The 11,950-nt window shown below is 73.2% G+C and carries 10 protein-coding genes; 6 read left to right on the forward strand and 4 right to left on the reverse strand.

The window, feature by feature from the left end; all coding sequences use genetic code 11:
• Window positions 1–204: 204 nt before the first annotated feature.
• Genes QE401_RS21145 through QE401_RS21165 form a run of 5 tightly spaced genes read left to right on the forward strand, consistent with a single transcriptional unit; the run spans window position 205 to window position 5,645 of the window.
• On the forward strand, window positions 205–2,463 hold the full coding sequence (locus QE401_RS21145; RefSeq protein WP_307140072.1) for a TonB-dependent receptor: 2,259 nt from the start codon (window positions 205–207) through the stop codon (window positions 2,461–2,463).
• Complete coding sequence (locus QE401_RS21150) at window positions 2,463–2,759, forward strand: DUF3649 domain-containing protein (RefSeq protein ID WP_307140073.1); 297 nt, start codon at window positions 2,463–2,465, stop codon at window positions 2,757–2,759. Before QE401_RS21145 ends, QE401_RS21150 begins: the two co-directional genes overlap by 1 nt.
• Window positions 2,756–4,336 (forward strand): PepSY-associated TM helix domain-containing protein, encoded by a 1,581-nt coding sequence (locus tag QE401_RS21155; protein ID WP_307140074.1) that lies wholly within the window; start codon window positions 2,756–2,758, stop codon window positions 4,334–4,336. Before QE401_RS21150 ends, QE401_RS21155 begins: the two co-directional genes overlap by 4 nt.
• Window positions 4,333–4,638, forward strand: a complete 306-nt coding sequence (locus tag QE401_RS21160) for a DUF3325 family protein (RefSeq protein WP_307140075.1) — start codon at window positions 4,333–4,335, stop codon at window positions 4,636–4,638. Before QE401_RS21155 ends, QE401_RS21160 begins: the two co-directional genes overlap by 4 nt.
• Before the next feature lie 5 nt (window positions 4,639–4,643).
• Window positions 4,644–5,645 carry an ABC transporter substrate-binding protein gene (locus QE401_RS21165; protein ID WP_307140076.1) on the forward strand — a complete coding sequence of 334 codons (1,002 nt, stop codon included), beginning with the start codon at window positions 4,644–4,646 and terminating at the stop codon, window positions 5,643–5,645.
• A 151-nt stretch (window positions 5,646–5,796) separates the two neighbouring features.
• On the opposite strand, the gene QE401_RS21170 is transcribed toward QE401_RS21165, so the two are convergent.
• Window positions 5,797–6,804, reverse strand: a complete 1,008-nt coding sequence (locus QE401_RS21170) for an MBL fold metallo-hydrolase (protein WP_307140077.1) — start codon at window positions 6,802–6,804, stop codon at window positions 5,797–5,799.
• Between the two features lie 200 nt (window positions 6,805–7,004).
• On the opposite strand from QE401_RS21170, the gene QE401_RS21175 reads away from it, so the two are divergent.
• Window positions 7,005–8,351 (forward strand): tetratricopeptide repeat protein, encoded by a 1,347-nt coding sequence (locus QE401_RS21175; protein WP_307140078.1) that lies wholly within the window; start codon window positions 7,005–7,007, stop codon window positions 8,349–8,351.
• Window positions 8,352–8,357: 6 nt separating this feature from the next.
• On the opposite strand, the gene QE401_RS21180 is transcribed toward QE401_RS21175, so the two are convergent.
• From QE401_RS21180 to QE401_RS21190, 3 genes are all read right to left on the reverse strand, one after another.
• Window positions 8,358–9,593, reverse strand: a complete 1,236-nt coding sequence (locus tag QE401_RS21180) for a class I SAM-dependent RNA methyltransferase (protein ID WP_307140079.1) — start codon at window positions 9,591–9,593, stop codon at window positions 8,358–8,360.
• 119 nt (window positions 9,594–9,712) lie between these two features.
• On the reverse strand, window positions 9,713–10,594 hold the full coding sequence (locus tag QE401_RS21185; RefSeq protein ID WP_307140080.1) for a dienelactone hydrolase family protein: 882 nt from the start codon (window positions 10,592–10,594) through the stop codon (window positions 9,713–9,715).
• A gap of 132 nt (window positions 10,595–10,726) precedes the next feature.
• A complete protein-coding gene (locus QE401_RS21190) occupies window positions 10,727–11,920 on the reverse strand; it encodes an acyl-CoA dehydrogenase (protein WP_307140081.1) in 1,194 nt (397 codons plus the stop codon).
• Window positions 11,921–11,950: the final 30 nt, after the last annotated feature.

The following is an 11,950-nucleotide window of genomic DNA, read 5'->3' on the forward strand; positions in this document are numbered from 1 at the left end:
CAGCCCCGCTGGGACCGGTCCTAAATGCGGTGCGATGCAAAATGCCGCTCCGGCCTCCCTTGCCGGTAACGATGCATTTCAGTTAATGAAAATCACTCGCATTTGCACGCCTGGGGTGGGCGCCATGCGGCCGCCCGGTGCAGCCCTGCCGGCGGCGCGCCGGGTGCCGGTGCTTCCCCGGGCCGGAACAAGGATCGACGCCCGATGTCCCCGACCCACGGCCAGGAAGCCCCCGACCGCGCGCCCCAGGCGAGCCGTCCGGATGGCGGGGACAGCCCGGCCCGCGCCGCCAGCATCGCCAGCGCCACCGTGACCCTGGCCGGCGCCGTGCTGGCGGCCGGCCTGAGCGTGGCGCCCGCCGCGCAGGCCCAGACGGCCCAGAGCGCGGCCCCGGCCCAGGCCGAGCCGGCCTCCGGCGTGGTGGCGCTGCCCAATCTGCAGGTCACCGGCTCCTCCAGCCCGCAGCCCGGCCTGCCGCCGGCGCTGCCGGGCGGGCAGGTGGCCCGTGGCGGCTCGCTCGGCCTGCTCGGCACCGGCGACATCATGGCGACGCCGTTCAGCACCAACAATTTCACCTCGCAGCTGATCGAGGACCAGCAGGCGCGCACCGCCGCCGACACGCTGATCAACGATGCCTCGGTGCGGCTGACCACCGGCAGCAACGGCTTCGACGACACCTTCCAGATCCGCGGCTATGGTGTCTCCGCCTCGGATGTCGGGCTGAACGGGCTGTACGGGCTGGTGCCCTCCAACCGCGTGCCGGGGCAGATGATCGAGCGGATCGAGCTGCTGAAGGGCCCGGGCGCGCTGATCAACGGCATCGCGCCGGGCGGCAGCATCGGCGGCGGCATCAACATCGTCACCAAGCGCGCCGGCGATGAGCCGCTGACCCGCCTGACCACCACCTATATCGGCAGCGAGAATTTCGGCCTGCATGCCGATATCGCCCGCCGCTATGGCGAGAACCGCGAATGGGGCATCCGCTTCAACGGGCTGCTGCGCGATGGCGAAGGCTCGATCGATGGCGGCAATATCCGCACCGGCCTCGGCACGCTCGGCCTCGACTATCGCGGCGAGCGGCTGCGCTGGAATGCCGATTTCATCTATCTGCGCGACGACACCGACAATTTCCGCCCGCAGATCGCCATCCAGCCCAGTGCCACGGCGATCCCGAAGCCGCCCGATGCGCGCAGCAACTGGTTTCCCGGCACCACGCTGCGCCAGCAGGACACCACGCTCGCCACCCGCGTCGAGTATGACCTGACCGAGTCGCTCACCGCCTATGTCGGCTTCGGCTATCGCGAGGGCTGGAACGAGCAGGACTTCCCCAATGCCAATCCGGGCGCGCGCGCCAATGGCGATTTCACCGTCCGCAACTCCTTCTACGATTCCTACACCGAGACCTATAGCGGCACGGCCGGCGCGCGCTGGCGCTTCAACACCGGCCCCGTCGGCCACACGCTGAATGTCGGCTTCACCGGCTTCCAGCAGGAGGCCGGCAATGCCTACATCACCTCCGCCGGCACCGTGGCCTCCAACATCTACCGCCCCTCGCCGCTGCCGCGCGTCACCGCGCTGCGCACCGATCCGCAGCGCGCCTCGGACACGCGGCTGACCAGCTTCGCGGTGGCCGACACGCTGTCCTTCGCCGATGACCGGCTGCTGGTCACGCTCGGCGTGCGCGAGCAGAATGTGCTGGTCGACAGCTACAACACCGCCAATGGCGCGCGCACCAGCCGCTACGATGCCAGCGCCACCACGCCGCTGGCCGGCGTGGTGTTCCGCGTGCTCGACAATGTCTCGCTCTATGCCAATTACGCGCAAGGCCTGACCCGCGGCACCATCGTCGGCGCCGGCTATGTCAACACCGGCGCGGTGCTGGCGCCCTTCAAGTCCGAGCAGTACGAGGCTGGCGTGAAGGTGGAGTGGGGCGGGCTGACCACCACCGCCGCGGTGTTCCAGCTGACCCGGCCGAACCAGGTCACCACCACGGCCAATGAGCTGGCCTATGATGGCGAGCAGCGCAACCGCGGCATCGAGCTGATGGCCTTCGGCGAGCTGATGCCCGGCCTGCGCGGCCTGGTCGGCGCCACGCTGATGGAGCCCGAGCTGACCCGCACGCAGAACCCGGCCGAGGCCGGCAACAAGGCCGCCGGCGTGCCGGAGCGGCTGTTCTCCGGCGCGCTGGACTGGGATGTGCCGGGCGTGCCGGGTCTCGCCCTGAATGGCCGCGTCATCTACACCTCCGGCTCCTACATGAACGCCGCCAACACGCTGCGCTTCGATGGCTGGACGCGGGTCGATATCGGCGCCCGCTACACCACCGAGATCTCCGGCAAGCCGGTCACCTTCCGCGCCAATCTGGAGAATGTGACGGATGAGCAGTACTGGCTGACCAGCGGCAATTACGTGACCGTGGGCGCGCCGCGCACCGTCATCGTCTCGGCGGCCTTCGACTTCTGATGGTGCGGGGGCACACCGCGCCCCTGCTGCCCCGCCTGCGCCGGGCGGCGCCGGTGGCGTCGCGCATCCTGGCCGCGCTGTTCGGCGGCTATGGGCTGGCGGCGCTCTCCAGCCTGGCCGCGCTGGCCCTGCCCGCCAGCCGGCCGCAGGCGGTTCTCACCGGCATGCTGTTGAGTTTTCTGTTCTACGCGGCGGCGGTGCTGTGGTGCTTCGCCGCCCGCAGCGCCAGGCGCGCCTGGGCCGGGCTGGCGCTGGTGGCGGCGCCGCTGGGCCTCGCCGCCTGGTGGGCGGCATGACCACGCCCCCGGCCCCTCCGCGCCGCAGCCTGCGCCAGAGCATGTCCGGCCTGCACATCTGGGCCGGGCTGCTGTTCGGCTGGCTGCTCTACGCCATGTTCCTCACCGGCACGGTGGCGTATTTCAAGGACGAGCTCTCGCTCTGGATGCGGCCCGAGCTGCCGGCGGCGGCCACGGCCCCCGACCAGGCGCTGGCGGCGCAGCGCGTGGCCGAGGCGCTGGGGCGGATGGCGCCCGGCGCCAGCCAGTGGAGCCTGCGGCTGCCGGATGCGCGCAACCCGGATGTCGACGCCTTCTGGCGCGGCGGCGGCGCCCCGGGCGAGCGCCGCTTCGGCGCCGCGCGCTTCGAGGCCGCGACCGGCGCGCCGATCGCGGCGCGGGAGACGCAGGGCGGCGAGTTCTTCCTGCGCTTCCACTTCCAGTTCCACTACATGCCGGTGCTGTGGGGCCGCTGGCTGGCCGGCGCGGCGGCGATGCTGATGCTGGTCGCCATCCTCAGCGGCGTCATCACGCACAAGAAGATCTTCGTCGACTTCTTCACCTTCCGCTGGGGCAAGGGGCAGCGCGCCTGGCTGGACGCGCACAATGCGCTGTCGGTCTTCGGCCTGCCCTTCCATCTGATGATCACCTATACCGGGCTGGTCACGCTGATGGCGCTCTACATGCCCTGGGGCGAGCGCGCCGGCCTGCGCAGCGCCGCCGAGCGGCAGGAATTGTCCACCCAGCTCAGCGCCTTCCTCCGGCCCGGCCGGCCCGCCGGCGAGGCGGTGAAGCTGGCGCCGGTCGACGCCATGGTGCGGCAGGCCGAGGCGCGCTGGGGCCAGGGCCAGGCCGGGCGCGTCACCATCACCCTGCCGGGCGATGCCGCCTCCCGCGTCGCGGTGTCGCGCGGCGAGGCCGGGCGCGTCTCGATGAGCCCGCAATACCTGGAATTCTCCGGCGCGACCGGCGCGCTGCTCTCGGTGCGCGACAGTGTCGGCGCGGCGGCCGAGGCGCGCGGTGTGCTCTACGCCCTGCATCTCGGCCGCTTCAGCGACACCGCGACGCGCTGGCTGTATTTCCTGGTCAGCCTGGCGGGCACCGCCATGGTCGGCACCGGGCTGGTGCTCTGGGCGGTGAAGCGCCGGGCGAAGCTGGCCGAGGGCGCGCGCCCGCCGCTCGGGCTGCGGCTGGTGGAGCGGCTGAACATCCCCGGCATCGCCGGGCTGTCCATCGCCATGGCGGGCTTCCTCTGGGCCAACCGGCTGCTGCCCGCCAATCTGCCCGGCCGCGCCGTGTGGGAGGTGGATCTCTTCTTCATCCTGTGGGGCCTCACGCTGCTGCACGCGGTGCTGCGCCCCGTCCGCCGCGCCTGGCTGGAGCAGCTCTGGCTGGCCGCCGCGCTGCTGGCGCTGCTGCCGCTGCTGAGTGCCGCCACCACCGGCCGGCCGCTCTGGCACAGCCTGGCGCGGGGCGACTGGGTCTTCGCCGGGCTGGAGCTGACCTGCTGGGCGCTGGCGGCGCTGCATGCGGCGCTGGCCCTTGGCCTGGCGCGGCATCGTGGCCGGGCGCGCCGCGCCGTGGCGGCCACCGCATGAGCCATGCCCTGGCCCTGCTGCTCTGCCTGGCGGGGTTCGCGGCGCTCGCCGCCGCCAGCGAGGCGCCGCAGCGGGCCGTGCTGCGCCGGATCCTGCCCCGCGCCACCCGCCTGGCGCTGCGCGGCCTGGGCGCTTCCCTGCTGCTGCTGGCGCTCGGCCAGCTGGTGGCGGGGCGGGGCTGGGGGCTCGGGCTGGTGGTGTGGAGCGGCCATCTGAGCCTCGCCGCCGGGCTCACCTATCTGTCGCTGATCGGCTGGGCGCGCCGCGCCCGGCCCGACCCCTCCCGCCCTGGCCGAGGATGACCGCCATGCCGAACACTCCCCGCCCGATCTCCCGCCGCCTGGCGCTGGCGGCGCTCGCCGGCGGGCTCGCCACGCCGGCGCTGGCCCAGGGCGGTGTCCGCATCCGCCATGCCGAGGGCGAGATTTTTCTTCCAGATGTGCCGCGGCGGATCGTCTCGCTGGGCTTCCGGGCGCATGATTCGGTGCTGGCACTGGGGGTCACGCCGGTGGCGATCCGGCACTGGTTCGGCGACCAGCCGGGCGGGCTATGGCCCTGGGCGAGGCCGCTGGTGCAGGGGGCGGCGCCGCTTCTGCTGCCGCGCGAGGTGTCGCTGGAAAGCGTCGCGGTGCTGCAGCCGGACCTGATCATCGGCATCGGCGGTGGCCTGACCTCGGAGCAGTATGTGGCGCTGTCGCGTGTCGCCCCGGTGCTGATGCAGCCCGAGGGCCAGCCGGCCTACAGCACCGATTGGGATGTGATGCTGCAGAGCATCGGCCTGGCGCTGGGCCGGCAGGACCGGGCGGCCGAGCTGGTGGCCGGGCTGCGCGGCCGCTTCGCCGCAATGCGGGCGCGGCATCCCGGCTGGGCCGGCCGCACCGCCACGGCGGCGTATAATTTCGGCGGCGAGACCGGGGTGTTCATGCCGGGCGACAGCCGCGGCCAGTTCCTGGCCGAGCTGGGCTTCACCCCGCCCGAGGCGTTGACGCGGCTGAGCCGCGCGAGGGGCTTCTACGCGCCGCTCTCGCCCGAGGATCTGTCGCCGCTGGAGGCCGATCTGCTGCTCTGGGTGTCCTCGACCGAGCCGGTGCCGGACATCGCCCATCTGCCGCTGCGCCGTTTCCTGCGCGCCTATCGCGAGGGGCGGGAGGTGGTGGCCGGCCCGCTGATCGCCGCCGCCCTGTCCTTCGGCAGCGTGCTGTCGCTGCCCTATGCGCTGGAGGTGCTGGAGGGCGAGATGGTGCTGGCGCTGGATGGCGACCCGGCGACGCGGGTGCCGTCGGCCGCGAAGGCGGGGCTGGCCCCCTGATGGCGGGGTCCGGGGGGACCCTGTCCCCCCGGCGGCGGGGGTCTGGGGGAGGCGGAGCCTCCCCCAGGTGAAAGGCGCGGTCTGGGGGAAGCGGAGCCTCCCCCAGGTGAAAGGCGCGGTCTGGGGGAGGCGGAGCCTCCCCCAGGGATGCTCAGACCGCCCCGGTCCAGATCGCCGGCACGAAGCGATAGCCTTCGCCTTCCTTCACCACATAGCCATTGGCGGGGAAGGGGAAGTGGTAGCCGATGCAGCGCAGCCGGTCGGTCGCCACCTGGTCGAAGACGCGGCGCCGGGTCGCTTCCGCCATCTCGGCATCCATGTCGAACACCAGGTGCCAGCCGGGATGGGCCAGGTTCAGCTCGGGGCGGTTGGTGATGTCGCCCAGCACCATCACCTGGTCGCTGCCATCGGCGATCAGGTAGCTGGTATGGCCCGGCGTGTGGCCATGGGTGGCGATGGAGCGGATGCCGGGCACCACCTCCGCCCCCGGGGCGATGCGGCGCAGCTTCGCCTGGTAGGGGGTGAAGCGGCGGCGCACCGCGGCGAAGGCGCCGCGCATCGCCTCCGGCGCGCGGCTGGCCTGGCCCTCATCGGTCCAGAAGGCCCATTCCGGCTCGGGCACCACCACCTCGGCATTGGGGAAGGCGGGGCGGCCTTCGGCGTCGGTCAGGCCGCTGATGTGGTCGGCGTGGAAATGCGTCATGACGATCAGCGTCACCTGCTCCGGCGCCAGGCCGGCGGCGCGCAGATTGGCCGGGATGCTGCCGGCGGTGGCGCCGAGCTGCCCGCCCGTGCCGGTGTCGAACAGCACCAGGCCTGAGGGCGTCTCCAGCACCGTCACGGTGTAGGGGATGTCGAGATGCTGGGTGGGCATGAAGGCGCCCTGCAGCGCCGCCTCCACCGCCGCGCTGTCGGCGTTGCGGATGAAGCCCTGGGTCGGGTTGGGGCGGCGGCCGAAACCGTCATGCACCACCGTCACCACCCGGCTGCCGACGCGGAAGCGGTAGAAGCCCGGCGCCTGGGTGGCGGTGCCGCCGGCCCCGGCGGTGGCGGCGGGCGCCGCCTGCGCCAGGGCGTCGCCCAGCCCCAGCCGCAGGATGGCGGGCGCCATCACCAGGGCGCCGGCGGCGGTCAGCAGGCTGCGTCGGTCGAGTTCCATCTCTCACCCCTTTTGCGCGGCCGGGCCGCGTCGTGCTGGCGGCCCCTGCCGCGTCCTGCAGAGGGTGGGAGGAAAGCGCGCCGGATCAAGGTTTGCGGAGCGCCGGCGGCTGTGCATTCCGTCGCCCGGCGAATGTGTTACCTCAAGGTAAGCTTTTCGTTATCGAAGCGTCATCTTCGCCATTTCCGTTGGGACCCTCTGTGACCCTCTCGCCTCCGCCGACCCATCTGCTGGCCGAGTCCGGCCGCCTGTCGGCGCTGTACCAGCCGCGCGGCAGCGGGGCGCTGGTGATCTCGCTGGCGCCGCGCCAGGCGGAGCGGCGCATCTGGGGAGAGGATTTCCTGGCCCGGCTCGGTGTCTCGGTGCTGGGGCTGGTGGACCAGGGCGCCGCCTGGTACCCGCAGGCGGAGATGGCGCGGCTGCTGCCGGCGCTGCGCGAGGTGCTGGCCGCGCATCGGCGGGTGGTGCTGTATGGCTTCAGCATGGGCGGCTATGCGGCGCTGAAATACGCCGCGGCGCTGCGCGCCGATGCGGTGCTGGCCTTCTCGCCGCAATATTCGGTGCATCCCGACGATGTCGGCGATTTCGATTTCCGCCGCAGCCGGCAGGATTTCGACCCGGCGCTGCATGAGGGCATGCGCATCACCGCCGCGGATCTGTCCGGCCAGGCGCTGCTGTTCCGCGACCCGCTCTTCGCCGAGGATGCGCGCCATGCGGCGCTGATCGCCGAGGCGGCGCCGGTGCGGCTGGTGCCGACCCCGCTCTCCGCCCATGATTCCGTGCGCTTCGCCGCCGAGGCCGGCTGGGTGGAGCCGCTGCTGCGCGCCGCGCTGCAGGAGGCGCCGCCGCGCGGCCTGGCGCCGCGCCCGGTGCCGGAGGCGCTGCTGCGCCGGCATATCCGCCCGCGCCGGCTGCGCAGCCTGCAATACGGGCTGGGCCTGGCCGAGACGCTGGGCGCCAGGCGCGGCGAGGCGGCGGCGCTGGCCGTGCTGCAGCGGGCGGTGGCGGTCGGCAATTCTTCGGCCCGGCTGCGGCTGGAACTGGCGCATCGCCTGCTGGATGCCGGCCGGGTGGCGGAAGCCGAGACGCTGCTGGCCGCCGGCTTCCCGCGCCCGCCCGGCGCGGCGGAGGCGCCGCTGGCCCAGGAATTCCAGGCCCGGCTGGCGCGGCTGCGTGGCGAGTCCCTGCCGGTGCAGCCCGGTGAGGCGGCGCTGTGGCAGGCGGCGCGCGACTTCCTGCGGGGCCGCCTGTTCCCGGGCGAGAGCCTGCTGGTGCCGGAGGGGTTCGGGGCCTTGCCGGAGGGCGCCCTGCCCGCCGCCCCGCAAACGGACAGGTTGCCGGACTGGGCGGTGCTGCGCCATGCCGGGCTGCCGGCGCTGGGGCAGGGCTGGCTGCGCCGCCTGGCGGCGGAGACCGAGCCGGTGCTGGCCGAGCCGGGCTTTTCCATCTGGGCGCGGGTGCCGAGCTTCGGCCTGATCGACCGCCGCGACCACCCTGCGATCCGCCGGCTGCGGCGCGACCTGACGCGGGACTGGGTGCCGGGCTGACCGCCGCTACTTGCCGCGGGCGAAGACCACCACCGCCTCGAGCTGGGCCGACCACAGGAACTGGTCGATCGGCGTCGCCTGCTGCACGCGGAAGCCGGCGGCGTGCAGCAGCTTCGCATCGCGCGCCAGCGCCACCGGGTTGCAGGAGACATAGATGATGCGTGACAGCGTGCTCTTCGCCAGGGCCGGCATCTGCTCGGCCGCGCCGGCGAAGGGCGGGTCCAGCACCAGGGCCGCATGGCCCTCCAGCTCCTTCACCGAGAGCGGCTGGCGCACCAGGTCGCGCTTGACCGCCTGCAGCTTCGCCCCGCTGCGCCGCGCCGCCGCGTCCAGCGCCGCCACCGCCTCCGGCGCGCCCTCATAGGCGATCACGCGGGCCCGCGTGGCGAGCGGGAAGGAGAGGGTGCCAAGACCCGCATGCAGCTCGACGATGCGGGCCTTGCCGGTGAGCTTCGGCAGCCCCGCCAGCACCGCCTCGACGATGGCGGCCTCGCCCGCGGGGGTCGCCTGCAGGAAGGCGCCGGGCGGCGGCGCCACGCTGGCCCCGGCGAAGGCGATGGAGACCGGGCCGAGCTGCGCCAGGGTCTCATTCCCCTGGCCCTTCAGCGGCGCGCCGGCGATGCGCGGGATGCCATGCCGTTCGGCGAAGCCGGCCAGCGTGGTGCGCTCGGCAACCCCTGGCGTGCCATCCAGCCGCAGCAGCAGGTCGGGGCCGCTGTCCAGCAGGTTCAGCACCGCCGAGCCCTCGCGCCGGAAGGCGGGCAGGCCGCGCAGCAGGGCGCGCAGCGGCTCGAACAGCGCGACCAGGGCGGGGGCGAGCACATGGCAGGTGGAGAGATCCTCCACCGCCGTGCCGCCGCGGGCATGGAAGCCCAGCACCACGCTGCCATCCGGCCGCCGCCGCAGGGCGAGATCGGCGCGGCGGCGGGTGGCCGGGGGCGTCACCCGCGCCGGCGCCACCGGCGCGTCCGTGAAGCCGGCGCGGGACAGCGCCTCGGCCAGCCGGGCGCGTTTCCATTCGGCATAGGGGGGGATCGCCCAGTGCTGCAGCACGCAGCCGCCGCAGGGGCCGAAATGCGGGCAGGGGGGCGCGACGCGCTCGGGGCTCGGGGAGAGCACCACCGGGCCATCCGGGCGCACCATCTCGCCGGGCAGGGTGTAGGGCACATAGAGGCGGCCGCCATCCGGCGCGGTGGCGATGCCATCGCCGGCGGCGCCCATCGCCTCGATCGTCACTTGCACCGCGCGGCACCTTTCGGAAACGGCACAAGGGGGGCGAGGCCCCCCTTGCTGCCGGGCGGCAGACCCGTCGCCGCCGCCCAGGCGCCCCAGATGGCGGGGCCAGCCCAGGGCGTCAAGCGTCAGCGCGGGGCCAGCACCCGGTCGAGGAAGGCGCGCACGCGGCGGAAACTGTCCTCCGCCGCCGCCGCGTCATACTGCATGGCATGGCCTTCCGATTCCCGGCGCTGGGTCAGCTGCGGGTTGTCGAAGGCATGCACCACGCCCGGATAGGTCTGCACCGTGAAATCCCGGCCCGGCGGCAGCCGGGCGGCGAAGGCGCGGCAGGCGGCGGCCGGGTTGCTCCAGCTATCGGCCTCGCCGGCCAGGGCCAGCATCGGGGTGGTGCCCTGGCGCTCCGGCTGGCGGCAGGCGCCGTAATAATCCACCACGCCGCGGATCAGCCCGCCGGACTGCGCCTCGAATTCGCGCAGTGCCAGGGTGGCGGCGGTGGCGCCGCCATGCGAGCCGCCCAGCACGCCGATGCGCCCCGCATCCACCCCCGGCACCTGGGCCAGCCAGCGTGCGGCGGCGATGGCGTCGCCGGCGCGGTCGGTGCGGGTGACCAAGGGCTGGCGGTCGGGCGCGCAGACGCTGCGCTGGCCGCGCGGCGCCAGGCTGTCCAGCACCAGGCTGCCATAGCCCCAGCCCAGCAGCCGCCGCGCCCAGAGCAGCTGGTTGCCGCCCACCCCGCCGCAGCCATGCAGCAGGATCACCACCGGATGCGGCCCGGGGCCGGGCGGCAGGGTCAGCAGGCCCGGCAGCGGCACGCTGGCGATGCGGGAGCCCGCGACCGGGACGGGGGGCACCCGCACCGGGCCGGGCCGTGCCTCGGCGGAAGGGGTGGCGGGGGCGTCGTCCGGCGCCGGGCCGGGCGGCGGCGTGGCGCAGGCGGCAAGGCCCAGGGCCAGCAGCAGCAGCGCGGCCGGCAGGGAAGGGCGGGGCAGGCGGGAGGAGAATCGCATCAGGGCCTCGGCGCAGGGCGGCGGGAGGCTAGGCCCGGCCGGATGAAGGCGGCCGGGCGGGCGCGTGACGATGCCGTCAGGCGCGGCCGCGAAGCGGGGGCCGGCGGATCGCGCCGCCGGCACCCCGGTGCGTCAGGCGCCGAAGGCGCTGAGGCCGGTCTGGGCGCGGCCCAGGATCAGCGCATGCACGTCATGCGTGCCCTCATAGGTGTTCACCGCCTCGAGGTTCATGGCGTGGCGGATCACGTGATACTCGTCGGCGATGCCATTGCCGCCGTGCATGTCACGCGCCATGCGGGCGATGTCGAGCGACTTGCCGCAGGAATTGCGCTTGCAGAGCGAGATCATCTCCGGCGTCACGCGATGCTCGTCGAACAGCCGGCCGAGGCGCAGCACGCTCTGCAGGCCGAGCGTGATCTCGGTCTGCATATCGGCCAGCTTCTTCTGGATCAGCTGGGTGTTGGCCAGCGGGCGGCCGAACATCTTGCGCTCCATGGTGTAGGAGCGGGCGGCGTGCCAGCAGAACTCGGCGGCGCCGAGCGCGCCCCAGGCGATGCCGTAGCGGGCGCGGTTGAGGCAGGAGAACGGCCCCTTCAGCCCCTTCACGTCCAGCTTGTTCTCCTCGGGGACGAACACCTCCTCCATCATGATCATGCCGGTGATGGAGGCGCGCAGGCTGAACTTGCCCTCGATCTTCGGCGCGGTCAGGCCCTTCATGCCCTTCTCGAGCACATAGCCGCGCACATCGCCGGCCTCGTCCTTGGCCCAGACGACAAAGACATCGGCGATCGGGGAGTTGGTGATCCAGGTCTTGGAGCCGGAGACCAGGTAGCCGCCATCGACCTTCTTGGCGCGGGTGCGCATCGAGGCGGGGTCGGAGCCGGCATCGGGCTCGGTCAGGCCGAAGCAGCCGACCAGCTCGCCCTTCTGCATGCCCGGCAGCAGCCGGTCCTTCAGCGCGTCGGTGCCATAGGCCCAGATCGGGAACATGGCGAGGGAGGACTGCACCGAGAAGGCGGAGCGGTAGCCGCTGTCGACCCGCTCGACCTCGCGCGCGATCAGCCCGTAGGAGACGTAGTTGACGCCGGCGCAGCCATGGCTGTCGAGGGTGGCGCCGAGGAAGCCCATCTCGCCGAACTCGTTCATGATCTCCCGGTGGAAGATCTCGTGCCGGTTGGCCTCCAGCACGCGCGGGAACAGCTTCTCCTGGCAGTAGTCGCGGGCCGCGTCGCGGATCATCCGCTCATCCTCGGAGAGCTGGTCCTCCAGCAGCAGCGCATCCTCCCAGACGAAGGACGGCTTGGCGGGCGGGGTCACGGCGTTCATGGCGTTTCTCTCCTAGCGGGCGCCCTGCGG

Source organism: Pseudoroseomonas cervicalis (assembly GCF_030818485.1).
GTDB lineage: Bacteria > Pseudomonadota > Alphaproteobacteria > Acetobacterales > Acetobacteraceae > Pseudoroseomonas > Pseudoroseomonas cervicalis_A.

Coding starts and splice junctions, on each gene's coding strand:
- QE401_RS21145 (WP_307140072.1), top strand. CDS start 205: ATGTCCCCGACCCACGGCCAGGAAGCCCCCGACCGCGCGCCCCAGGCG.
- QE401_RS21150 (WP_307140073.1), top strand. CDS start 2,463: ATGGTGCGGGGGCACACCGCGCCCCTGCTGCCCCGCCTGCGCCGGGCG.
- QE401_RS21155 (WP_307140074.1), top strand. CDS start 2,756: ATGACCACGCCCCCGGCCCCTCCGCGCCGCAGCCTGCGCCAGAGCATG.
- QE401_RS21160 (WP_307140075.1), top strand. CDS start 4,333: ATGAGCCATGCCCTGGCCCTGCTGCTCTGCCTGGCGGGGTTCGCGGCG.
- QE401_RS21165 (WP_307140076.1), top strand. CDS start 4,644: ATGCCGAACACTCCCCGCCCGATCTCCCGCCGCCTGGCGCTGGCGGCG.
- QE401_RS21170 (WP_307140077.1), bottom strand. CDS start 6,804: ATGGAACTCGACCGACGCAGCCTGCTGACCGCCGCCGGCGCCCTGGTG.
- QE401_RS21185 (WP_307140080.1), bottom strand. CDS start 10,594: ATGCGATTCTCCTCCCGCCTGCCCCGCCCTTCCCTGCCGGCCGCGCTG.
- QE401_RS21190 (WP_307140081.1), bottom strand. CDS start 11,920: ATGAACGCCGTGACCCCGCCCGCCAAGCCGTCCTTCGTCTGGGAGGAT.